Below are 22,702 nucleotides of genomic sequence, written 5' to 3'. Positions count from 1 at the left end.
CTTGGGTGTCAGTTGGATGCGGTGAGCGGGGAGATGCGCGAATAGGCCGCCTTGAACGTCGCCTTTTTGGGGGCGAGGCGGCGGACCAGTTCGGCATTGGGGGCGATGCGGTGCGAGACGGGCGGTGCGACGCAGACTTCGGCGGGCGTTCCGCCATCGACCGCGATCTGCGCGAGCCGCGCGGCACCGAGCGCGGGACCGACCTCGCCGCCCTGGAGGTAGACCAACGGCACGTCCATCGCGGCGGCGAGCGTCTCGCCCCAATAATGCGAGCGTGCGCCGCCGCCGATCACCGCGAGTTCGGCGACCTCGGTTCCGGCTTCGCGCAGCACGTCGAGCCCGTCTGCGAGCGCAAACGCGACACCTTCGAGCACCGCCTGCGCGAGGCGGTTGGCGTCGGTGTCGTTGTCGAGCCCGATAAAGGCGCCGCGGACCTGCGCGTCGTTGTGCGGGGTGCGTTCGCCCGAGAGATAGGGGAGGAAGATCTCGGGACCATTGGCAGCACCCGCCGCTTCGGCGCGCTGGAACAGTTCGGCAGCACCACTCGCGCCGGTGAGCCGCGCGACCCAGTCGATGCACGATGCCGCGCTGAGGTGGACCGACATCTGGTGCCACATATCGGGCAGGCAGTGGCAGAAGGCGTGGACCGCGCGCGCCGGGTTGGGCCGGAACGCGTCGTTGGCGACGAAGATCACGCCCGACGTGCCGAGCGATAGCAAGGCCTTGCCGTCGGTGACGACACCGACCCCCGCCGCACCACCGGCATTGTCGCCAGCGCCGCCCGCGACGGGGACCTGCGGAATGCCCCACGCCTCGGCGATATCGGCGCGCAGGGTGCCCGCGACGTCGGTGCCCTCGACCAGCCGCGGCATCTGCGCCTGGGTCAGCCCGCAGGCGGCGAGCAACGTCTCGCTCCAGCGCCGGCCAGCGACGTCGAGCCACAGCGTGCCCGCCGAATCTGACATGTCGGACGCTTTCTCGCCGGTCATCCGCAAGCGGACGTAATCCTTGGGCAGCAGCACCGTCGCGACCTGCGCGAAGATCTCAGGCTCATGCCGCCGCACCCATTCAAGCTTGGGGGCGGTGAAGCCCGGCATCACGATATTGCCGCCGATGGTGCGGAAATCGCCCGTGGTCTCCTCGAGCGCCGCGCATTCCGCGAACGAGCGCCCGTCGTTCCACAGGATCGCGGAGCGGAGCGGTTTATCGTTCGCACCGAGCAGGGTCGCACCGTGCATCTGCCCGGCGAGCCCGATCCCGCGGACCGACCGGCGGACCTCGGGGTCGATCGCGAGCACTGCGGCGGTCGTCGCCTTCCACCAATCCTCGGGGTCCTGTTCGGACCACAAGGGGTGAGGGCGCTGGACGGTGAGCGCCGCGACGCCCTGGCCGACGACCGCGCCATGCGTGTCGAGGACGACGGCCTTGACACCCGACGTGCCGATATCGATTCCGAGAAACATCGTCTGCCTTATTTGACGAGCGGATCGATCGTCTTGATCGTCCCGTCAGCGTTGAAGGTGAGCTCGGTCAGCTTCACGTTGCGCAGGTGGTTCTTCCCGCTGAGCTGCGTGTCGGCATAGAAGAGCCACCACTTTCCGCCGGTCTCGATGATCGAGTGATGCGTCGTCCAGCCCTGGACGGGGTTCATGATATGCCCGCGATAGGTGAACGGGCCGTACGGACTGGTGCCCGTCGCATAGTTGAGGAAGTGCGTGTCGCCGGTCGAGTAGGTGTAATAATAGTGCCCGCCGCGCTTGAACATCCACGACGCCTCGAAGAAGCGCTTGTCGTGATCGCCGCCGAGCACGGGCTTCCCCGCTTCGTCGAGGATCACCGCGTCGTGCGGCGTCTCGGCGAGGCTCTTCATATCAGGGTTGAGCCGCGCGACCTTGCCAGTCAGCGCGGGCTTGGTGTCCTGGCCGAGATCGGTGTCGCTGCCGTTGGGATCGAAGGTGCCGTTCTTCCAGCGCTGGAGCTGCCCACCCCAGATCCCGCCGAAATAGAGGTAGCTCTTGCCGTCGCTGTCGGTGAACACCGCCGGGTCCATCGAGAAGGCGCCCGCGATCGGTTTGGGCTCGGCCTTGAACGGGCCCATCGGGCTTTTCGACGTCGCGACGCCGACCATGAACTTGCCGAGGCCGTTCTTGTCCTTGGTTTTGTCGCGCGCCGGGAAATAAAGGTAATAGGTGCCGTTCTTATAGGCAGCGTCGGGCGCCCACATCTGCTGCGAAGCCCAGGGGACTTGGCGGACGTCGAGCGCGACCGGGCCGACGGTGACGGGGGCGCCGATCTTGTCCATCTTCAGCACGCGATAATCGTGCATCGCATATTGATTGCCGAGATCGTCGTCGGGGGTCTCGGTCGGCACGTCGTGCGACGGGTAGATGTAGATCTTGCCATTGAAGACGTGTGCCGACGGATCGGCGGTGTAGATCGACGTGACGAGCGGTTGCGAAAGATAGCGCCGGCCATCAGGGGCGCGATCCTGCGCCAGCGCGAGCGATGCGGTTCCACACGCCAGCACGGCGGCTACATAACGATACGCCATTGGTCCTCTCCACGATGCGCGTGACCGCGCTATAGCAGACAGGTAGCGCTACCATTTGGAAGCTGCAAGCGGTTTCGGGATCGTACGCATTCCAAGACACGCTGCTGGCGGAGCGCGCCGTCGCCGATCGCATCATTCCCCTGATCGGCACCCGGCTGGTCGGTTGGAGGCGCATGGGCGTGGTCAACACGATCTGCGGCGCTCGCGGCCAAGATTGGAATCCAAATCAGTCGATGATGGCTGCCACCAAACTTGAAGCGTGCCGTGCGGTCACCCAGACTTCGTGTCGTTTGCGTCGGCAAGGGGCGCGTCGAGGTGGAATTGGAGGTGCGGCCGGATATCGTCGTCCGGCGATCGGATCAGGGACCTGTTGTCCTTCACAGCGCGCGGAAGCGGAAGTCGCGAAAGCGCGCTTCGCCCTGACCCGCCGCGTAGAGACCCGGCCGCAGCATCAGGAAGCCACCGCGAACATTGTGATGATACCCCGACACCTCCATGCCCCGATCGAAGCGCTGCCAGCTTCGGCCTGCATCGTGCGAGGTGTGGATGGCGACGATATGGCGCGTGTTGGTGATGCGGATCCGCATCCTTCGCCCGTGCGGGTTGGACGGGCGTCCGCGCTCCATCCCGTATTGATGCGTCACGAAGCGCCGCTCGTCGAAACCGAGGCCGGCATATAATCTGTCGTCATAGAACAGCACCAGCCCGGCGGTAGCGCCAGGAGCGATCTCGACGTCGCATTCGAAAGCATAGGCCTGGTCGCCGGCCGTCAGCAACAGGGGCGGGGAATCGACCGGCGCGGTTCCGCTCGCGCGCAGCACCAACGCGCCTTGCTCGACGCGGAGACGATCGGTTTCGTGCGGGCCGGGGCGAAAGAAGTTCCAGCGGCTGCCGAGGTCGAGCCGCGTGAAGGCGTCGCTGAGCGGCTGGCCGTGCGGCACGGCAGCACCGCCACGCGGCTTTGCGAGCGGGCGCGAGAGATCGCCGCCGGTCATCCGAAACCAGCCATCCGCGGTCCACGCGACCGGATCGAGCAGCGCCTGGCGACCGAGCGTCCAGAAGCCATTCTCGTAGCCGTGATAGATCGACCACCAACTCCCGTCGGGCGCCTCGATCAGGCTGGCATGGCCGCGCGACCACCAGCGTTCATCGGTGCTGGTGGTGCGTACGATCGGGTTATGCGGACAGTGCTCCCACGGCCCATGCAGCGAGCGCGATCGCGCGGCGATCACCATATGCCCGGTCGGCGGGCCCGCAGTGCCGCCGACCGCAGTGATGAGATACCAGTAATCGCCGTGGTGCGCGATCTTGGGTCCCTCCGGGCTGAAGCTCTCGACGTCCCATTCCGCGGGATAGTGCCAAGGGTCATAGACGTGCTCGACCGCGCCGAGCGTCGAGAGGCCGTCGGGCGCGAGCCGGATACGGTCCCCACCCGAGAGGAACAGCCAGCGCGATCCGTCCTCCGCCACCGCGTGGCAGGGGTCGATATGGGCGGGCAAATGCAAGTCGATCGGGTCGCTCCACGGGCCGTCGATGTGATCGGCATGGATCACGAAGATCGTGTTGGGGGTCGCCTTGACCGGTATGTAGAGAAAATAACGCCCGTCATGCTTGGCCAGGCTGACCGCCCAGACCGAGCCGATGTTCTTGGTCAGCGCTGCCTTGCGCGGTTGCCAGTTCACCAGATCGCGACTGTGCCACAGCGTCAGGCCCGGGTAGGAGTCGAAGCTCGAGAAGGTCATGTAATAGTCGGCGCCGTCCTTGAGGATCGCGGGGTCGGGATGGTCGCCGGACAGCAGCGGGTTGAGGAAGCGGCCGTCGCCCAGGTCGGGCACGCGCTGGTTATCGAACCCGCGGCGCCAGGCGGCGGCGGGGAGCGCTCCCGATCCGGGCGGTACGGCGGCGGCCGGTTCGGTGGCCAGGGCAGCGGTGCCGGCCAGCGCCAGACCGAAGGCATCGCGACGGCTGATTTCCATATCGGTGTCCTAAGCGGGATTTGGGTAGGGACAAAGCCACCCCGCCGGCCGTTGCAAGCGGGGTGGAGGCTCCCGGTGGGGACTTTAAACGCGCATGCCGGGGATACCGGCGCTCATGGCTGGGGACTCCAGCCGGCATTGCCGTTCCATTGCGCAAAGACCTTCGCGCGGGTGTCGAGCGAGGACAGATCGGCGGTGCTGCTGGCATAGCGCGTTTCGCGACCGGTCAGCGGCAGCGCCGCGCCGCCCGGCGTCAGCGATCCGCTCTCGCGCCAGCCCTCGCGCGCCGTCGGCAACAGATTGGGGACCGGGTTGATGAACCAGCCCGCGGGCGCGATGTGTGGGCCCATCTTGACGCCGATATAGGCGACCGAGTCACAATATTGGGTGGCATTGCCGGCCGAGCCGCCGCCGAGCGCGAGCATCGTCGTGCAGAACCCCTGTCCTTGCGTCGAGCCGCCCGAGCGCGCGAGATAGGCCGATCCGTCGGGTACGCCGCTGGCCGCGGTCAGCGCCCCTCCGAGCACGACGAAGCCGGGATAGCCCTTGGCCGCGCGCGACTGGAAGAGGTAGCCGCCCGACCCCGGTGTCGTCGGATCGAAGACAGTGCGAAGTTCGGAATTCTCGATCACTTCGGCGAAGGGATAGCCCCACAGGAAATCGACGTCGCCGGTGATCAGGCTGTTGTAGATCCACACCCAGCCTTTCATCTGCAAGGTATCCTGCGTGCCGAGGAAGTTCATGTCGGTGGCGATGAAGCGCGATCCGTTGAGCGTCGCCGAATTGTAGTAGATCACCTCGGCCTGGCTGTTCTGCGTGGCATCCTTCACGTGCGTGTTGGCGAAGGTGAAGTTGCTCAGCTTGAGCAGATCGCCGCCCTCGACCAGCAGCACCGCGCGCCCGCCGCCAAGCGACAGGCGCGTGCCGAGCGTGGCGGCGCCGCCGATGTTGCTGAAGGTGGTGTTCGGGGTCGCGCGGCTGCCGCCGGTGCCGGGATTGAACGCTTCCCAATTGCTGTTGCGCACGATCGTCCCGGCGCGGCTCTCCCCGAGGATCGTCAGATTGCTCACGTTGCGCAGGAACAGCTGCTCGTCATAGGTCCCGTTCTTGAGCGTGATCGTCTTCGGGCTGGCGGCGCTCGGGCACGACAGGCAGCCCGTCGCCATGACATAATCGAGCGCGCCCTGCAGCGAGCGGAAGTCGGCCGGTCCATCGTCGTCGACGATGAGATTGGTGGTCGAGGTCGGCGCGGACTTGGTGCGGAAGGTCCAGGCGGTGGCGCCGCCGATCCCCGGGAAGCTGCCTGCGCCGCCGAACGGGCCGTTGAACACCGACTGGTCGACCTGAACGTAATACGCTGTGTCATACGCCAGCACGCCGTCGTGGAGCTTGATCGTCGCGATATTGCCCGCGACGCTGACGGGCCGGTAATAGGTGTAGCGATATTGCGTGAGGCTCGCCACGCCGTTGCCGATCTTGTCGATCTCGGTATTCGCGGCGCCGAGCGCGCTTTGCGTCTCGCCGCCGGTGGTGACGATGTTCGCCGAAGTGTCGATCGTGTCGACCAGCGTTCCGTCGCTGCGATAGACGCGGATCGTGCCCGAGCCGGTGATCACTGGCGGGCCATCGAAGGTCAGCCGTAGCAGCGTATCCTTGAACGCGGCGGTGTCGCCCGTCGTTGGCGTGACCGTCAGCGGTGCCGCGGTCGCGCTCGGTGTCGGGGTCGGCGTACTGCCGCCATCTTGGCCGCACCCGCCGGTCAACACCAGCATGGCCGTCAGCGACAGCCCGATCCGCACCTTCATCGCCATCTCCCGTATTCGATGCCGGATGGTTCGATCTCCAACATTCTCAGCTCATCTTGATACCGGTGTCATTGCTCGTCAAGGGTCGATACTGATCGATATAGGAGGCTGATCAGACACTTTCGAAAAGTCTATTGAGCGGGATCAATTCGCAGGTGCAAAATTCGTCAATCCAAGGCCGCTGACTTATTGACACCGGTGACATCGGCAAATCATAAGAGCCGCCAGGGCGTCCGCAGAGGCGTCAACCGGGGAGAGAGTCATGCTGAAGGTCGATATGCGTCACGGCGCATCGCTTGCTGTCGTCGCGTTCTGCGGGCTTGTCGCTGTCGCTCCCGCGAGCGCCCAGAATGCTCCAGCGACGCCGGATACCGGCCGGGTCGCCGACGACACCGCGCAGGATATCGTCGTCACCGGTTTTCGCGCGAGCCTGTCCAACGCGGTCAACCAGAAGCGGCGCGCCAACCAGATCATCGATGCGATCACGGCCGAGGATATCGCCGATTTTCCCGACGCCAATCTCGCCGAATCGATCCAGCGCCTGCCGGGTGTCTCGATCGACCGCGATAATGGCGAAGGGCGCTCGATCACGGTGCGCGGCCTCGGCGGTGATTTCCAGCAGACGCGCTTGAACGGCGCCGACGCTCTGAGCGTCACCGGCGGGGGCAACGATCCGTCGGGGGCCAACCGCACGCGCGGCTTCGATTTCAACACCTTCGCGTCCGAGCTGTTCGGCGGGGTGACGATCACCAAGACGACCTCCGCGGCGAACGACGAGGGCTCGCTCGGCGCGATCATCGATCTCACCACCGGCCGACCGCTCGCCAACAAGAAGGATCGCTACGCGCTCGGGCTCGAGGGCGAATATCGCGAGAACGGCAAGACGGTAAACCCGCGGCTGACCGCTTTGGTATCGAAGCATATCACTCCGACACTCGGCATCCTCGGCTCGATCGCCTATCAGGACCAGCGTCAGCAGATCGATTCGTACCAGCGCAGCATCGGGCAGTTCGATTATGCGTATCGCTCGTCGCAGCTCAACGGCGTGACGCCCAACACCTATGGCTTCGCGCGGCCGTCGAACCAGGGGACTGGCGCGACGTTCGGCTCGGATCCGGCGGCCTATGCGCTGATCACGCCCAATACGCTGATCCCGGCGCTACCGTCGATCAACCGGCAGGACCTGCACTATAAGCGGCTCGGCGCGACCGCGACGCTGCAGTGGAAACCCACGCCGCATACCGAGGTGACGCTCGACGGCGTCTTCTCGAAGTACGACCAGGATTCGACGATCGCGGGGATCACCACGATCGGGCTCAACCGCAACGGCACCAATGCGCGCGCGGCGCAGACCGGCGCGAACGGTCTGCGCGCCGCCGGCACCGCCAACGGCTATGCCGACCGCGTCGCGCTCTATCCGAACTGCACCCCGTCGGCGGCGCTCGACTGCCAAGGCACTCAAGGCAGCGCGACGGTGCTGCCGGGCTATTTCAACAGCCAGAACCCCAACAACCTCAACCCGTTCGACTATTACAACAACCCGGCGTCGCCCGGCTATGTCGCGACCGCCAACCAGACCGGCTTCTACAACGAGCTGATCGGCCGCCCCAACACCAAGATTCGCGCCGCCAACGTCAATGCGGCGGGGCAGGCCGACTATCTCGTGCTCGACGATGTCGACTGGCGCAGCTCGACGCAGCGCGTGTCGGGGACGACCAAGTTCTGGCAGGGGACGCTCAATCTCAAGCAGGATATCGGCGAGCGGCTACATTTTGTCGGCACCGCCGGCTATTCGCGGTCGGAGTATAAGGGCACGACGCTGCTCGCCGAGTTCAACGCGATCGACAAGGACAATTACGTCTTCGACGGGCGCGGCAGCGGCAAGATGCCCGTGTTCAGCCCCGGCTTCGACGTCGCCAATCCGCAGAACTGGACGCTGGTGAAGGGCCTGTCGACGATCCGCTATCTGACCGATGACATCGTCAACAGCTTCCGTGTCGCGCGTGGCAGCCTGATCTGGGACGTCAACGACCTGTTCAAGGTCCAGGGCGGGCTGACCTACAAGCGCTTCAGCTATTCGAGCCTGCAGGGGCGGCGCAACAGCGACATCGAGGCGATCAATCCGACGCTCGCCGAAGCCAAGCTCGCGATCACCGATCTCGGGCGCTCGTATGATTTCGGTCGTGGCCTCCAGGTCCCGGCGGGGACGCCGACCAGTTTCTACGCCCCTGACATCGACAAGTTCAGCAACGCGTTCGGCATCGATTGCAACTGCATCAACAAATTCGGCGATTTCCGTGCGCAGGCCGATGCGCGCCAGGCCAATCGCGTCACCGAAAACGACCTTTCGGGCTATCTCGAATTCGACTGGGACGGAACGCTGTTCGGCAAGCCGTTCCGCGGCAATGCCGGAACGCGCATCGCCAAGACGATCGTGCGCGGGACGGGGTCGGTCGGCGGCGCCGCCAATGGCGTGGCGGGCGTGCTCGTCACCGCGCGTAACGAATATACCGACTATCTGCCGGCCTTGAACGCGGCGTGGGAGTTCCTCCCCAACACGCTGCTGCGCCTCGCCTCGGCCAAGGTCATCGCGCGACCCCAGCTCGCCGCGCTGACGCCGGGGACGACGTCGGTCCCGACCGGGCTCAACGCGACCACCGCGCCGCAGATCACCGTCGGCAATCCCTATCTCAACCCGTATCGCGCGACCAATTACGACGTCGCGCTCGAACATTATTTCGGTCGCGGCGGGCTGATCTCGGTCGGGTTCTTCATGAAGAATCTCGAGACCTTTCCGCAGCAGATCGCGGGCGAATATGCGCTCCAGTCGATCTACGACGCCGCCACGCTGGAATCGATCTATGCGAGCATCACCAGCCCGACCTTGCTCGCCTATACCCAGCAAGGCGGGGTCTTTGCGGTGCGCCAGTACAATGACGCGCCGGGCGGCAAGATTCGTGGCGTCGAGGTCAACGTCCAGTCGCAATTCTTTTTCCTGCCGGGGTTCCTCAAGAATTTCGGCATCACCGCCAACTACACGCACATCTCGTCGAAGCTCAATTATCTGACGAGCGCACAGCTGGCGACGACGCGCACGCAGACCGGGACCGCGGTCAACGTCTATGCGCAGGGGCCATTCCTCAACACCTCGCCAGATGCATTCAACGCGACGCTCTATTACGAGGACGCCAAATTCTCGGCGCGCGTCTCGGGCGCGTATCGCACGCAATATGTCACGCGCTTCCCGCTCGCATCGGGAACGTGCGCGGTCGGCCTGACGACCAACAACGGCGCGGTCTGCAACTCGCCGGTGGTCTCCGATTTCGGCTATCGCGCGAGCCAGTTCAACGTCGATGCGGCGATGTCCTATGCGCTGACCAGCTATGCGCGGCTGACGCTCGAGGGCCGCAACCTGACCAACGCGGCGAGCTATGCGACCGAATATCAGGCCGACCCGGTCGCGCAGAACTACCAGAGCACCGGGCGGGTGATCACCGCCGGCGTGCGGTTCGTCTTCTGATGGGTTCCAGCGTAAAGGACGCAGCGATGCGCTATTCGATTCTTGCCGCGACGAGCCTGATCCTCGCAGCTCCCGCCACCGCACAGGATCGCCGCACGGTGACCGAGCCGCGTCTGCCCGCGACTGCGTGCGAGACGCTGACGCCCAAAGCCGGCAACCGCGCCGCCGAGCTGCAGGCCGCGCTCAAGCGCTGTGCGGGGCAGGCGGTGCGGCTGAGCGCGGGGCGCTACGACAGCGGTCCGCTCGAGCTGCCGATGCGGACGACGCTGTGGCTCGATCGCGCTGCCGTGCTCGCCGCGATCCCCGACCCGGCGCTGTTCGACGCTGGCGAACGGGCTTGCGGGAAGATCGACCAGCGCGGGAAGGGGTGTCGCCCGCTGCTGCACATCGCCGATGCGACCGACGTCGCGATCGTGGGCGACGGCACGGTCGAGGGCAATGGCGGCCAGCCGATGGCCGGCGGAAGCGAGACGTGGTGGCAGCTCGCGCGCCGCGCGCAGGTCGAGAAGGGCAACCAGAACGTCCCGCGCCTGATCGTCGCCGATCGCGGCCGCAATTTCACGCTCTACCGGGTGCGCCTGGCGAACTCGCCGAATTTCCATGTCGTCGCCAACCGCCTGCAGGGCTTCACCGCCTGGGGCGTGATCGTCGACACGCCCGCAGACGCGCGCAACACCGACGGGATCGATCCCGGCGCGAGCGAGGACGTGACGATCACCAGGACGTTCATCCGCACCGGCGACGACAATGTCGCGATCAAGGCGGGCAAGACCGGCGGCACGCGCTACGTCTCGATCCTCGACAACCATTTCTACTCTGGCCACGGCATGTCGATCGGCAGCGAGACCAATGGCGGCGTCGCGCACGTGCAGGTCAAGGGGCTGACGCTCGACGGCACCACTTCGGGTTTGCGCATCAAGAGCGATGCGAGCCGCGGCGGGCTGGTCGAGGACGTGCATTACGAGGACGTCTGCATTCGCGGCAGCAAGCGGCCGATCGACATCTACACTGCCTATGACAAGGAGGCGCGCGGCGACCTGATCCCGGTCTATCGCGGCATCGTGCTGCGGCGGGTTTATGGCGATGGCGGGCGGCTGATCGCCAATGGCTATGACGCCGCGCACACGCTTGACCTCGCGCTCGACGACGTGCGGTTCACGACGATCCCGCGATGGGAAACCGTGCACGCCCGCTTCCTGATCGGCAAAGGCGGCGCGGTGCCCGATCCTACCGGTCAAGCGACCGAGCAGGCTTCCATTGCCGCGCGGTGCGATGCCGCATGGCGTACGTTTCCGGAAAAGCCGTAGCGCAAGGTGATGTCGCGTCGCGGTATCGGCCAAGGGGTGTGGTCACTCCTGCCGCGCGCTTGTTATTGCGATCGCCATAGACCCGGCGCAGCGCCGCGACCTACCCATGGACCGCGGCCGTAGACTGGAAACCCATCGCGGTGTGGCCATAGCCCGATAGGGTGCGGAGCGTTTCGCAGGTCGGCACGCCTTCAGCGCTCGGGGGAAGTGCCGAACCGAGGGAATAGGCGATCGGCGTCAGTTCGCGTCTCGCCCGGTGGCGGCGATCAGTCCAGGCACCGTGGCGGGATCGGCCGGTACCCGCAGATCGCGCTTGCTCGGGTGGGATGCCGCGTGGCCGAAAGATCTAGGCGGAACCTCGGCGATGCGGACGCTTCGAAACGAACGTTCGCTTATTTTGGCGACTATCTTCGCCGCTGGCGCCAGGATGCGCATAACAAGACCGCGTTGGCCACGGGGCATCAACGTGGCCGGAGTTTGTGATGGCACTATCTGGACGGCTTGCTGAACTTTCCGACTGGCACCAGGCACCGCGCGTTCGGCCGCTGAACGACCGCTTGCCAGCGCAGGGCGGTCGATACGTCCTGTGCTGGCTTCAGCAGGCGCTGCGCGCTTGCGACAACCCAGTTATCGACGCTGCCGTCCGCCTCGGCAACGCGCTGCACCTACCGGTGCTGGTCTATCACGGTGTCCGCGAGGACTATCCGTATGCGTCCGACCGGCTGCACCACTTCATCCTGAGAGCGAGCATCGATCTCGCGGAGGGATGTCGCCGGCGCGGGCTGGCTTGCGTCCAGCACGTCGAGCGTGCCGAGCGACGGGAAAAGGGTCTGGTCTACCGGCTGGGTGTCGCGGCGGCGGCGATCGTCGTGGAAGACCAGCCGACCTTCGTTGCGCGGTGGCAGTCGGAACGCGTGGCGGGAAGGGTCGATGTGCCCGTTCTTGCGGTGAATGCCGCCTGTCTGGTGCCACCGGCCGTCATCGGCCGCGACGTGCAGGGGCGGACCGCTTTCCTGCGTCGCCATGAGCCAGCGCGGGCCGCTTGGGCGGCCTGGGACGAGGAAATCGCAGACGTCGCCGCCTATTCCGGAGCGTTGCCGTTCACGCCTGACACGCTCCGCGCGGACGAGCTGGGCACCCTGATTGCCGGCCTCGACATCGACCATTCGGTCCCGGTCACCCCGATGCATCCAGCGGGTCGGAACGCGGCGGAGGCGCGGCTCACACGCTTGGTCGCAGACGTGCTGCCCGGCTACGCGTCCAACCGGAACGATGCCACGCGTCTCGACAGCGCGAGCAGTCTTTCGCCTTATCTGCACTTTGGCGTGCTTGGCCCGCGCGAGGTCATGGCGGCAGTGAACGGCGCTGCCGCAGGTGGACAGCACAAGCGCAAGTTCGCCGACGAGTTGCTCGGCTGGCGGGAGTGGTTCCACTATCAAGCGCGGCATCTCGACGCGCCCGAACGGTACGACCGGATCGCCCCCTGGGCGCGCCAGACACTCACCGACCATGCCGGCGACCTCCGCCCCGATCAGGAGACGCTCTCGGCCATGCTGAGGGGCGAGACACGCGACGAGACGTGGAATGCGTGTCAGCGCCAGTTCCTGGCCGAGGGCTGGATGCACAACAACCTACGGATGTACTGGTGCAAGCGCATCATCGCGATGACGCCCAGTCCGGAAGCGGCATGGGCAACCGCTTGCTATCTCAATGATCGCCTGAGCCTCGATGGCCGTGACCCGAGTACCTACGGCAACATCGCGATGATGTTCGCCGGGGCGCCCACGGATCGCGAGTGTCCGGTCTATGGGCGTGTGGCGACGCGGGGTGACGGCTCCATCCGTCATCGGGCGGGCGGGGACGCGTGGCTGGCAACGGCTGCGTCTCGGCCTGTTCCTCTTGTGTCTGTCCCTGAATTTCCACCGGTAGACCCGTATCTCGCGAGCTAGACAGATATCGCTTCGGTCGGCCGATCGGCATGGACGAGCCGCTGCTTCAAGGCGTCGGGTGAGCGCCGTTATTATTTGGCCAATGCCCGGCGTGGAGCTTGCAAAGCGCGATCAGCAGGTCGGGCGAGCCAGGTCGGTTTCACGCTGACGCGGTTGGAAGATCCTGCGCAGTCGCCGTGCCCGCTGCGTCGATCATTTGGTGCAGCCACGGTGAGTGCCACCCGGTGGACGCCACGATTGATGCGGTGTCGCTGCCACCGCCAGATGCCGAGGCAGACAGAACGCCGTAAACACAGGTCCCGATCCAGCACGTGTATCGAAGGTCGACGGTGCGACGTGGCGGAGAGAGTGGGATTCGAACCCACGGTGAGCTCGCACCCACGGCGGTTTTCAAGACCGCTGCCTTAAACCACTCGGCCATCTCTCCGCGCTTCCGCTCGCATAGCGACCCGACGCGGCATGACGCAAGGGCCACCGCGTGCAAGGTTTGTGACGGGCTGCAGGCCTTTGGGGGTTCATGTGCGTGGACGGCTGTGCCAATGTTGGCGCATGCGGGACAAACACACATTACGGGCGCGGATCGCCCTTGGACTGACGGCGGCTGCGCTCTGCCTCGGGGTCGGCGGCGCCGCCTGCGCGCAGGACGATACCGGTTTCCAGAGCTATCTGACGACGCTGCGCGCCAAGGCCGAAGGGAAGGGGGTCAGCCGCGCGACGCTCGACGCGGTGATGCCGACTCTCACGCTCAATCCGCGTGTGATCGAGCTCGATCGAGCGCAGCCCGGCGCCAATCCCAACGCGGGGATCCCCGATTTCGCGCCGTACCAAGCCCAGCATCTGAGCAGCGCGATCATCGCCAACGGCCGCAGCGCCTATCAAGCCGAGCGCTGGCGCTTGCGCCGGATCGAGCAGCAGACCGGTGTTCCCGAATCGATCATGGTCGCGATCTGGGGGCATGAGACGAGCTATGGCCGCGTGATGGGCGGGTTCGACCTGCCGCGCGCGCTCGCCTCGCTCGCCTATGAGGGGCGGCGGCGCGATCTGTTCGCCGACGAGTTCATCGCCTCGATGCAGATGATGGACCGCGGCGTGACGCGCTCGCAACTCGTCGGGAGCTGGGCGGGGGCGACGGGCGGGCCGCAATTCCTGCCGTCGATCTATCTGCGGCTCGCGCGCGACGGCGATGGCGACGGGCGCGCCGATATCTGGTCGAGCCATGCCGATACGCTGGCGTCGATCGGCAATTATTTCGCCAATGCCGGCTGGCGTCCGGGCCAGCCCTGGGGGCTGGCGGTTTCGGTGCCGGCGAGCTTCGACCGCAGCCAGATCACCAACCGCTTGCTGTCGCCGCGCTGCCTCAAGGTGTTCGCGCGCCACAGCGGGTGGAAGACGATGGCCGAATGGCGCGCGCTGGGTATCGCACCCGTATCGCGCAGCTGGCCCGCCGATTCGGTTCTCGCGACGCTGATCGAGCCCGATGGCGTCGGGCGGACCGCCTACCTCCTGACCGGGAATTACCGCGTGATCCTCGATTACAACTGCTCGAATTTCTACGCGCTGTCGGTCGGGTTGCTCGCCGACGCGGTCGAGCAATAAGCGCGTGACGCTGTTGCTTGGTTTGGCGCTGTTTGGCGTCGTGGCGTCGCCCGCTACCGTGGCGCAGCGCGATCTGCGTGACCCGACCCTGCCGTTCGACAGCGCGCGGCCGCCGCAGGATCTGCCGCCCGAAGTCGCGCAAGGGGCCGGCCCGCGCGGGACGTCGGGAGAAGCCCGTGAGGACGGCGTCGGCTATGCAACGCTGCTTACCGCGCCGCCCGAAGGGCGCTGGGCGACGGTCGCGATCGGCGTGGGGCATCCGACGCTCGCGCCCGGCACGCCGGTCGAGCTGACCGCGCTCGACAGCGGGCGGACGATCATCGCGTTGGTCGTCGCACAGAGCAGCGGCGCGGTCGTCGCCTTGTCGCCGGGCGCGGCGCAGGCGCTCGGTGTGGGCGATCATGGCGGCATCCGCGTCCGCACCGTCATCGTCTCGCCGCAGGATCTTCGCGCGCTGCAGGCGGGGCAAGCGGCGTCGCCCCGGCTCGACGCGCCGCCGACCTTGCTCGTGGCGCTTCGGCGCAAACTGCCTGCCGAGCGTGTCGCGCCCGCGCCGCGCTCGCCCAGCCGGCCGGCGGCGGTCGGCACGACCCGCCCGGCTCCCGCGCCGCAGCGGAGTGCACCCGTGAAGCCGCACTCGGCACCCGAGATCGAGGCGCCCGCTCGCGCGAAGCCTGCGCCTGAGCCTGCGCCTACGCCAGCGGCGGCCCGCGGCGGCCTCATGGTCCAGGTCGCGGCGCTGTCGTCCGCCGAGCGCGCGGCCGCACTCGCCAAGCAGCTCGGCGGCCGCGTCGTCCCGCTCGGCAAACTCTACCGCGTCCAGCTCGGCCCCTTCGCCGATTCCGCCGCTGCGCAGCGCGCACGTGACGGCGCCGCACGACGCGGCTATGCTGACGCACGCATTTTCCACACCGACTGAAAAACGAGACCGAACCGCATGTCCTCGCGCCAGAAACTGCTCGCCGCCGCCGTCGTCGCCATCGCCGCGACGTGCCCGGCGGTTGCCGCCCCCGAATTCCAGACCCCCGCGCCGGTCGCCTATCTGCAGGATCTGTCGTCGGGTGCGATCCTGTATCAGAAGGACGCCGATCGCCGCATGCCGCCCGCCTCGATGGCAAAGATGATGACGGTCTATGTCGCGTTCGAGATGATCAAGTCGGGCGAATTGAAGCTCGACCAGAAATTCCCCGTCCGCCCCGAGACGTGGCGCGCGTGGCACTCGCAAGGATCGACGATGTTCCTGTCGTCGGGCGAGGAAGTCAGCGTCGAGGATCTGCTCAAGGGCATCGTCACGCTGTCTGGCAACGACGCCTGCGTCGTGCTCGCCGAGGGGATTTCGGGGACCGAGAGCGCGTTCACCGAGCGGATGAACCGCGCGGCGACCAAGCTCGGCCTGGCGAACAGCCATTTCGGCACGGCTAACGGCTGGCCCGACAATGGCGTGACCTATGTCACAGCGCGCGATCTCGCCAAGCTCGCCTCGGCGACGATCCAGACCTATCCCGATCTCTACAAGCGCTTCTATTCGCTGCGCAGCTTTACCTGGGGCAAGACGCTCGGCGGCGAGAAGCCGATCGATCAGGCCAATCGCGATCCGTTGCTCGGGCGCGTGTCGGGTGCCGATGGCTTGAAGACCGGGCACACCGACGAGGCTGGCTATGGCTTCACCGGGTCGGCGATGCAGAACGGGCGCCGTCTCGTGCTCGTCATGGCGGGGCTCGGCACTTCGGGCCAGCGCGCCGAGGAATCGGTCAAGTTCATGGAATGGGGCTTCCGTGCGTGGCAGGCCAAGCCGATCCTCGCCAAGGGCAAGCAGATCGAGACCGCCGAAGTCCAGCTCGGCAGCGCGAACAGCGTCGGTCTGGTCGCCGCCAACGATCTGAGCGCAACCGTTCCCGCCGGCACGGCAGGCGAGATGAAGCTCAGCGTGCAATATGACGGCCCGATCAAGGCGCCGATCAAGGCTGGCCAGCACATCGCCGATCTCGTCGTGGTGACGCCCGGCATGCCCGCCGAGCGCCTGCCGCTGGTCGCCGCCAACGACGTCAGCGAAGCCGGCTTTTTCGGGCGCGCCTGGGCGGGGCTAATGGGGCTGTTCGGCGGGTGATCGGACGCTTCATCTCGCTTGAGGGCGGGGAGGGGGCGGGCAAGTCGACTCAAGCGAAACGGCTTGCCGTCGCGCTCGCCGAGCGTGGGATTGATGCGCTCGTCACGCGCGAACCCGGCGGAAGCGAGGGCGCGGAGGCGATCCGTACGCTGCTGATGCAGGGCGATGTCGCGCGCTGGAGTGCGCACAGCGAAGCCTTGCTGTTCGCCGCGGCGCGGGCCGATCATGTCGAGAAGACGATCCGGCCCGCGATTGGCGCTGGCCGCTGGGTGATCTGCGACCGGTTCCTCGACAGCAGCCGGGCGTATCAGGGCGTTGCCGGCGGGATCGATGATGCCGCGGTGCTCGCGCTGCACGCGTTCGGTTCGCGTGGGCTGCTGCCCGATCGCACGCTCGTGCTCGAGCTGTCGCCCGAGCAAGGGAGCGCTCGCGCCGCGCTGCGCGACGGCGACGCGTCCGATCGCTTCGCGGCGCGGGGCCCCGAGTTCCATGCCGACGTTGCCGCGGCGTTCCGGCGTTTCGCGGCGAACGAGCCCGCGCGCTTCCGGATGATCGATGCCGCAGCGGGAATCGAAGAGGTCGCCGGCTCGGTCCTCGCAGCGGTCTCGGACCTGCTGCCATGACGCTGCCGCTCGGCAACGACGCCGCGCATCAGGCGTTCGCTGCCGCAATGGCGAGCGGCGCGCTGCACCATGCTTGGCTGTTCGCCGGCCCCGAGGGGATCGGCAAAGCGACCTTCGCGCGCGCCGCGGCGCTGCGCTTGCTCGCGCAAGGGACGGGGGCGGACTTGCCGCCCGGTTTCGACGTTCCCGAGAGCGACACGCAGCGCAAGCTGATCGCCGCCGGCTCGCATCCCGACTATCGCGAACTGACCCGCCAGCCCAAGGACGGCGACAAGACCGGGCTCGATCTGGCGCGGAGTATCCCGATCGCGCAGGTTCGCGCGCTCGGGCCGATGTTCGCGACGCGGCCGTCGATGTCGGACCGGCGCGTCGTGATCATCGACTCGGTCGATGACCTCGAGCGGCCGGGCGCGTCGAATGCCTTGCTCAAGAACCTCGAAGAGCCGCCGCAGGGGACGATCTTCCTGCTGATCAGCCATGCGCCGGGCCGGTTGCTCCCGACGATCCGCTCGCGCTGCCGCCAGCTGCGCTTCGATCCGCTGGGCGACGCCTCCATGACGTCGGTGCTCGAGCATCTGCTGCCGAGCGCCGATCCGGCCGAACTGACCGCGCTCGTCGGCGTCGCGCATGGCTCGCCGGGACGCGCGCTCGGTTTTGCGGGGCTCGATCTCGCAGCACTCGACCAGGCGCTCGCGGTGATCGCGCGGGAGGGCGACCCGGGCAACGGCCGCCGCGTCCGGCTCGCCAAGTCGCTCGCGCTGAAAGCCGCGCAGAAGCGCTACGAGGCGTTTCTCGACCGGGCACCGGCGTTCATCGCGGCGCACGCTGCCGAGCGCCAAGGCGAACGCCTGCGGATCGCGCTCGACGGGTATGACGCCGCGCGCGAGCTGGCCGCGACCGCGCGCGCGCTGACGCTCGATGCGCAGGCGACCGTCTATGAAATGGCGGGGATCGTCGCCCGGCTCGCCGCGTAACGCTGGCACCGCGGCGAGGCTTCAATATCGCGCGCGGATGCCCTAGGAGGCGCGCATGACCGACCCCTATTATATCACGACCGCGATCAGCTACCCCAACGGCCGCCCGCATGTCGGCCACGCCTATGAGGCGATCGCGACCGATGCGATCGCGCGCTACCAGCGCCAGTTGGGCCGCGAAGTCCGCTTCCAGACCGGGACCGACGAACATGGTCTCAAGATGGTCCAGGAAGCGCGCAAGCGCGATCTGACGCCCCGCGCGCTTGCCGACGAGATGAGCGGGTATTTCAAGGCGATGGCCGACGCGCTTGATATCTCGTACGATCGCTTCATCCGCACCAGCGACGAGGATCACTACCGCGCCAGCCAGGCGATCTGGCGCGCGATGGAGGCGGCTGGCGACCTGTATCTCGACCGCTACGAGGGTTGGTACTCGGTCCGTGACGAAGCGTTTTACGACGAAAAGGAGCTCGTCGAGGGCGAGGGTGGCGCCAAGCTGTCGCCACAGGGCACACCGGTCGAATGGACCGCCGAGGAGACGTGGTTCTTCAAGCTCTCCAAATACCAGCAGCCGCTGCTCGATTTCTACGCCGCGAACCCGGACTTCATTCGCCCCGAGGCGCGCCGCAACGAAATCCTGCGCTTCGTCGAGGGTGGGCTCTCGGATCTTTCGGTCTCGCGCACTAGCTTCGACTGGGGCGTGCCGGTACCCGGGAGCCCCGGTCACGTCATGTACGTGTGGGTCGACGCGTTGACCAATTATCTGACGGGCGTCGGCTATCCCGACGATGTCGAATTGTACGAGACCTTCTGGCCCGCGCATCTGCACATCATCGGCAAGGATATCGTGCGATTTCATGCGGTTTACTGGCCGGCCTTCCTGATGAGCGCGAACATTTCGCTGCCGCGCGCGGTGTTCGGGCACGGCTTCCTGCTAAACCGCGGCGAGAAGATGTCGAAGTCGGTCGGCAACGTGACCGATCCGATGGAACTGGCGACGCGCTTCGGTGTCGATGCGCTGCGCTATTTCCTGCTACGCGAAGTCAGCTTCGGGCAGGACGGCAGCTATTCGGAAGAGGCGATCGTCACGCGCTGCAACGCCGATCTCGCCAACAATCTCGGGAATCTCGCGCAGCGGTGCCTGTCGATCATCGCCAAGGCGTGCGGCGGCGTCGTTCCGGCGATGGGCACGCGGACCGCGGCGGAAGACGAGCTGATCGCGAGCGTCGCGGCGGCCGAGACCGGTATGCACAGCGCGATGACCGACCTTGCGCTGCATAACGCGCTCGAGGCGATCTGGTCCGCGGCGCGCGATGCCAACCAATATTTCGCCGATCAGGCGCCGTGGAGCGTGCGCAAGACCGATCCGATCCGTGCCGACACGATCCTCTATCACGCCGCCGAGGCGATCCGCCGGATCGCGATCCTCGCGCGCTGGGCGATCCCGGGCGGTGCGGACAAACTGCTCGATCTGCTTGCGCAAACCCCCGACGCGCGCAGCTTCGAAGCGCTCGGCCATCCGCTCGCGCCGGGGTTGACGCTGCCGGCGCCGGCGGGGGTGTTTCCGCGGCTCGAAGCCCCGGCGGTGGAGGCCTGATGTTCGCCGACAGCCATTGCCACCTCAATTACAAGGGCCTGGTCGAGGGGCAGCAGGACGTGCTCGCCCGCGCCCGTGCGCGCGGCGTCCATGCGATGCTCAACATCGCGACGCGCGAGAGCGAGTGGGATGCGGTGATCGCCACGGCCGAGCGCGAAAGCGACGTCTGGGCGACCGTCGGCATCCATCCGCACGAGGCCGACCAGCATCCCGATATCGGCACCGCGCGACTGGTCGAGCGCGCGCAGCACCCGCGCGTCGTCGGGATCGGCGAGAGCGGGCTCGATTACTTCTATGATCACAGTGATCGCGACCGGCAGCGCGCGAGCTTCCGCGCGCACATCGCGGCGGCGCGCGAGACGCAGCTGCCGCTCGTCGTCCACACGCGCGACGCCGAGGACGATACCGCCGAGATCATGCGCGAGGAGATGGGGAAGGGGGCCTATCCCGCCGTCATCCATTGCTTCACCGCGAGCGGGGCGTTCGCCGATATCGCGCTCGAGATCGGCTGCTATATCTCGATCTCGGGGATCGTGACCTTCAAGAACGCCAAGGACCTGCAGGAAACCGCGGCGCGGTTGCCGCTCGACCGGCTGTTGATCGAGACCGATGCGCCGTTCCTCGCGCCGGTGCCGCATCGCGGGAAGACCGGCGAGCCTGCGTTCGTCGCCGATACCGCGGCGTTCCTCGCGCAGTTGCGCGGCGAGGCGCTCGAAACGCTGGCCGCCGCGACCGCCGAGAACTTTCACGCTTTGTTCACCAAGACGCGCCTATGAAGGTGCGGATCCTCGGTTCGGGAACCTCCTCCGGGGTCCCGCGGATTGGCAACGACTGGGGCGCATGCGACCCGACCAATCCACGCAACCGCCGGCTGCGCGCGTCGATCCTGATCGAGAGCGCGACGACGCGGATCCTGGTCGATACCGGACCCGACATGCGCGAGCAGTTGCTGGCGGCGGGAGTCGACACGCTCGACGCGGTGATCTGGACGCACGATCATGCCGACCACACGCATGGCATCGACGACCTGCGCCAGGTGTTCCACGCGATGGGGCGCCCGGTCCGTGGGCTTGCGCGGCCTGACCTCAAGGCAATGCTCGAACGCCGCTTCAGCTATGTCTTTCGCGGGCATGACGGCTATCCGCCGACCGTGGCGATCGAGGCACTGCCCGACTCGATCACGATCGGCGATATTACCGTCTCGACCGTCGAGCAGCCGCATGGACCGTTCGTCTCGGCCGGACTGCGCTTCGACAGCGCAGCGGGATCGATCGGATATGCGACCGATTTCAGCGCGATGACGCCCGATATGGCGACACTGTATCAAGGGGTCGATTTGTGGGTGGTCGATGCGCTGCGCCGACGTCCGCATCCGTCGCATGCCGATTTGCCGAGCGTGCTGGGCTGGGTCGAGGCGTTCCGGCCCGGTCACACCGTGCTGACCCACATGGACCAGTCGATGGATTACGCCACGCTCGTCGCCGAACTGCCGCCGGGCGTCGAGCCGGGCTATGACGGATTGGAACGGGCACTGTGAGCGACGGCGCGATGACGATCGTGCTGTATGTCCTCGTGCTGATCCTGCCGCTGAGCGCGCTTGCCGCGCGGCGTCTGCCAATGGGCGATGCGATCAAGATGGCGCTGGCATGGGTGGCGATTTTCGGGGTGCTGCTTATCGTCGTGACGCTTTGGCAGGGTGCGACCACGAGCGCTTGAGCCGACGCCGACTGTTGCGCGAGATTGGCGTAAACTTAACATAATGTATATTATCGGACTTGCAGGTTGCCCCGCTTCAGCGAGGCCGGACCGGCAAAGTCCAGCTTTAGCCCCCCGAAGAAAGCGGCCTTTGCGGCACCACGCGATAAGCGAGATCATATCCTACCATTGAGATCGGATTTGATGATGCCCCCGTGCTTACCAAATGCCTGAATGCATAAACGCGCCGCGCTCAACTGATCTGTGGATCGCCGCATGATCCAGCCGATCCTTCTCACCGTCCCTGGATTGCTCGGTTCGAGCGATGACCATTGGCAGACGCGCTGGGAGCGCGAACGGCGCGATACGCATCGGATCGATCTCGGCGACTGGGATAATCCCAACCGGACGGTCTGGATGAGCCGGATCGATCAAGCGGTCGCTGCGGCGCGCGGGCCGGTCGTGTTGGTGGCGCACAGCCTGGGTTGCCAGGCTGTCACGTGGTGGGCCAACGCCTCCGGCCCAAGCGGCGCGTCGTCGGTCTTGGGAGCCCTGCTCGTCGCGCCGCCCGCGACCGAGCGCGCCGCGCTCGATCCGCGTATCGCGTGCTTCGGGAACGATCCGCGCCGGGCCTTGCCGTTCGTTTCGCTGCTCGTTGCGAGCGAAGACGATCCTTATGCCACGATCGAGGAGTCGCAGGCGCTGGCGCGCAAATGGGGTTCGGGGCTCGTCGATATCGGGCGCGCGGGGCACATCAATGCGCGCTCGGGCCTGGGGAGCTGGCCACAGGGGCAAGCCGCGGCGGAGCTGTTGCGCGACGCAAGGACGGGCAATGTCCGGACCTTGGCGCGGCAAGCGCAGGCGGTGCTGCTGGATGGCGAGTTCGATGCCACGCGCCCTGTCCCCAGCGGATTGGGTCAGGCGTCGAGCCGGGATCGCACGCCGGTTCGTCATTGAGCATCGCGCCTCGCGCCGGTGCGGTTCGGAGCGCGCGGGGAAGAG

The 22,702-nt window shown here is 66.7% G+C and carries 17 protein-coding genes and 1 tRNA gene; 13 read left to right on the top strand and 5 right to left on the bottom strand.

Going from position 1 to position 22,702, the window contains the following annotated elements:
- Nucleotides 1-8: 8 nt before the first annotated feature.
- The 4 genes from xylB to IE187_RS00825 form a co-directional block, all read right to left on the bottom strand.
- Nucleotides 9-1,463 (bottom strand): xylulokinase, encoded by a 1,455-nt coding sequence (gene xylB / locus IE187_RS00840; RefSeq protein WP_189674723.1) that lies wholly within the window; start codon nt 1,461-1,463, stop codon nt 9-11.
- A gap of 8 nt (nt 1,464-1,471) precedes the next feature.
- The gene (locus IE187_RS00835) at nt 1,472-2,551 is read right to left on the bottom strand and encodes a glycoside hydrolase family 43 protein (protein ID WP_189674722.1); all 1,080 of its coding nucleotides are present in this window, start codon (nt 2,549-2,551) and stop codon (nt 1,472-1,474) included.
- Nucleotides 2,552-2,928: 377 nt separating this feature from the next.
- A complete protein-coding gene (locus tag IE187_RS00830; protein ID WP_189674721.1) occupies nt 2,929-4,527 on the bottom strand; it encodes a family 43 glycosylhydrolase in 1,599 nt (532 codons plus the stop codon).
- Between the two features lie 113 nt (nt 4,528-4,640).
- Nucleotides 4,641-6,332: a pectinesterase gene (locus IE187_RS00825; RefSeq protein WP_229839164.1), complete on the bottom strand. Its 1,692-nt coding sequence runs from the start codon at nt 6,330-6,332 to the stop codon at nt 4,641-4,643.
- A gap of 262 nt (nt 6,333-6,594) precedes the next feature.
- Here IE187_RS00825 and IE187_RS00820 point away from each other — a divergent pair, with 262 nt between their 5' ends.
- The 3 genes from IE187_RS00820 (at nt 6,595) to IE187_RS00810 (ending at nt 13,108) form a co-directional block, all read left to right on the top strand.
- Entirely contained in the window at nt 6,595-9,852 is a 3,258-nt protein-coding gene (locus tag IE187_RS00820) for a TonB-dependent receptor (RefSeq protein ID WP_189674720.1), read from the top strand.
- Between the two features lie 26 nt (nt 9,853-9,878).
- Nucleotides 9,879-11,159: a glycoside hydrolase family 28 protein gene (locus tag IE187_RS00815; protein WP_189674719.1), complete on the top strand. Its 1,281-nt coding sequence runs from the start codon at nt 9,879-9,881 to the stop codon at nt 11,157-11,159.
- Nucleotides 11,160-11,641: 482 nt separating this feature from the next.
- Nucleotides 11,642-13,108 carry a deoxyribodipyrimidine photo-lyase gene (locus IE187_RS00810; protein WP_189674718.1) on the top strand — a complete coding sequence of 489 codons (1,467 nt, stop codon included), beginning with the start codon at nt 11,642-11,644 and terminating at the stop codon, nt 13,106-13,108.
- A 337-nt stretch (nt 13,109-13,445) separates the two neighbouring features.
- Here IE187_RS00810 and IE187_RS00805 read toward each other — a convergent pair.
- Nucleotides 13,446-13,535: transfer RNA gene (locus IE187_RS00805), tRNA-Ser, on the bottom strand.
- A gap of 122 nt (nt 13,536-13,657) precedes the next feature.
- Between IE187_RS00805 and IE187_RS00800 the strand changes: the two genes are divergently transcribed.
- From IE187_RS00800 to IE187_RS00755, 10 genes are all read left to right on the top strand, one after another.
- Nucleotides 13,658-14,704 carry a lytic murein transglycosylase gene (locus IE187_RS00800; protein WP_229839163.1) on the top strand — a complete coding sequence of 349 codons (1,047 nt, stop codon included), beginning with the start codon at nt 13,658-13,660 and terminating at the stop codon, nt 14,702-14,704.
- 4 nt (nt 14,705-14,708) lie between these two features.
- Nucleotides 14,709-15,623, top strand: coding sequence for an SPOR domain-containing protein (locus IE187_RS00795; protein WP_189674717.1), 915 nt, complete (start codon nt 14,709-14,711; stop codon nt 15,621-15,623).
- 18 nt (nt 15,624-15,641) lie between these two features.
- Complete coding sequence (locus IE187_RS00790) at nt 15,642-16,811, top strand: D-alanyl-D-alanine carboxypeptidase family protein (RefSeq protein WP_189674716.1); 1,170 nt, start codon at nt 15,642-15,644, stop codon at nt 16,809-16,811.
- The gene (gene tmk, locus IE187_RS00785; RefSeq protein ID WP_189674715.1) at nt 16,808-17,434 is read left to right on the top strand and encodes a dTMP kinase; all 627 of its coding nucleotides are present in this window, start codon (nt 16,808-16,810) and stop codon (nt 17,432-17,434) included. The genes IE187_RS00790 and tmk overlap by 4 nt, the downstream gene beginning before the upstream one ends.
- Nucleotides 17,431-18,408, top strand: a complete 978-nt coding sequence (locus IE187_RS00780; protein ID WP_189674714.1) for a DNA polymerase III delta subunit-related protein — start codon at nt 17,431-17,433, stop codon at nt 18,406-18,408. The genes tmk and IE187_RS00780 overlap by 4 nt, the downstream gene beginning before the upstream one ends.
- A 55-nt stretch (nt 18,409-18,463) precedes the next feature.
- On the top strand, nt 18,464-20,005 hold the full coding sequence (gene metG, locus IE187_RS00775) for a methionine--tRNA ligase (protein WP_189674713.1): 1,542 nt from the start codon (nt 18,464-18,466) through the stop codon (nt 20,003-20,005).
- The gene (locus IE187_RS00770; protein ID WP_189674712.1) at nt 20,005-20,781 is read left to right on the top strand and encodes a TatD family hydrolase; all 777 of its coding nucleotides are present in this window, start codon (nt 20,005-20,007) and stop codon (nt 20,779-20,781) included. The genes metG and IE187_RS00770 overlap by 1 nt, the downstream gene beginning before the upstream one ends.
- Nucleotides 20,778-21,542: an MBL fold metallo-hydrolase gene (locus tag IE187_RS00765; RefSeq protein ID WP_189674711.1), complete on the top strand. Its 765-nt coding sequence runs from the start codon at nt 20,778-20,780 to the stop codon at nt 21,540-21,542. Before IE187_RS00770 ends, IE187_RS00765 begins: the two co-directional genes overlap by 4 nt.
- Nucleotides 21,539-21,721 carry a hypothetical protein gene (locus IE187_RS00760; protein WP_189674710.1) on the top strand — a complete coding sequence of 61 codons (183 nt, stop codon included), beginning with the start codon at nt 21,539-21,541 and terminating at the stop codon, nt 21,719-21,721. The genes IE187_RS00765 and IE187_RS00760 overlap by 4 nt, the downstream gene beginning before the upstream one ends.
- A gap of 255 nt (nt 21,722-21,976) precedes the next feature.
- Nucleotides 21,977-22,657 (top strand): RBBP9/YdeN family alpha/beta hydrolase, encoded by a 681-nt coding sequence (locus IE187_RS00755; RefSeq protein WP_189674709.1) that lies wholly within the window; start codon nt 21,977-21,979, stop codon nt 22,655-22,657.
- The last annotated feature ends 45 nt before the right edge of the window (nt 22,658-22,702 follow it).

It is taken from the genome of Sphingomonas glacialis, from assembly GCF_014653575.1.
Taxonomy (GTDB): Bacteria; Pseudomonadota; Alphaproteobacteria; order Sphingomonadales; family Sphingomonadaceae; genus Sphingomonas; species Sphingomonas glacialis.
The sequence above is the reverse complement of the archived record's forward strand: the minus strand, read 5'-3'. Positions and strand labels throughout refer to the sequence as shown.

Coding starts and splice junctions, on each gene's coding strand:
- IE187_RS00800 (WP_229839163.1), top strand. CDS start 13,658: ATGCGGGACAAACACACATTACGGGCGCGGATCGCCCTTGGACTGACG.
- IE187_RS00780 (WP_189674714.1), top strand. CDS start 17,431: ATGACGCTGCCGCTCGGCAACGACGCCGCGCATCAGGCGTTCGCTGCC.
- IE187_RS00835 (WP_189674722.1), bottom strand. CDS start 2,551: ATGGCGTATCGTTATGTAGCCGCCGTGCTGGCGTGTGGAACCGCATCG.
- metG (WP_189674713.1), top strand. CDS start 18,464: ATGACCGACCCCTATTATATCACGACCGCGATCAGCTACCCCAACGGC.
- IE187_RS00790 (WP_189674716.1), top strand. CDS start 15,642: ATGTCCTCGCGCCAGAAACTGCTCGCCGCCGCCGTCGTCGCCATCGCC.
- xylB (WP_189674723.1), bottom strand. CDS start 1,463: ATGTTTCTCGGAATCGATATCGGCACGTCGGGTGTCAAGGCCGTCGTC.
- IE187_RS00820 (WP_189674720.1), top strand. CDS start 6,595: ATGCTGAAGGTCGATATGCGTCACGGCGCATCGCTTGCTGTCGTCGCG.
- IE187_RS00815 (WP_189674719.1), top strand. CDS start 9,879: ATGCGCTATTCGATTCTTGCCGCGACGAGCCTGATCCTCGCAGCTCCC.
- IE187_RS00810 (WP_189674718.1), top strand. CDS start 11,642: ATGGCACTATCTGGACGGCTTGCTGAACTTTCCGACTGGCACCAGGCA.
- IE187_RS00755 (WP_189674709.1), top strand. CDS start 21,977: ATGATCCAGCCGATCCTTCTCACCGTCCCTGGATTGCTCGGTTCGAGC.
- IE187_RS00765 (WP_189674711.1), top strand. CDS start 20,778: ATGAAGGTGCGGATCCTCGGTTCGGGAACCTCCTCCGGGGTCCCGCGG.
- IE187_RS00770 (WP_189674712.1), top strand. CDS start 20,005: ATGTTCGCCGACAGCCATTGCCACCTCAATTACAAGGGCCTGGTCGAG.
- IE187_RS00830 (WP_189674721.1), bottom strand. CDS start 4,527: ATGGAAATCAGCCGTCGCGATGCCTTCGGTCTGGCGCTGGCCGGCACC.
- IE187_RS00825 (WP_229839164.1), bottom strand. CDS start 6,332: ATGAAGGTGCGGATCGGGCTGTCGCTGACGGCCATGCTGGTGTTGACC.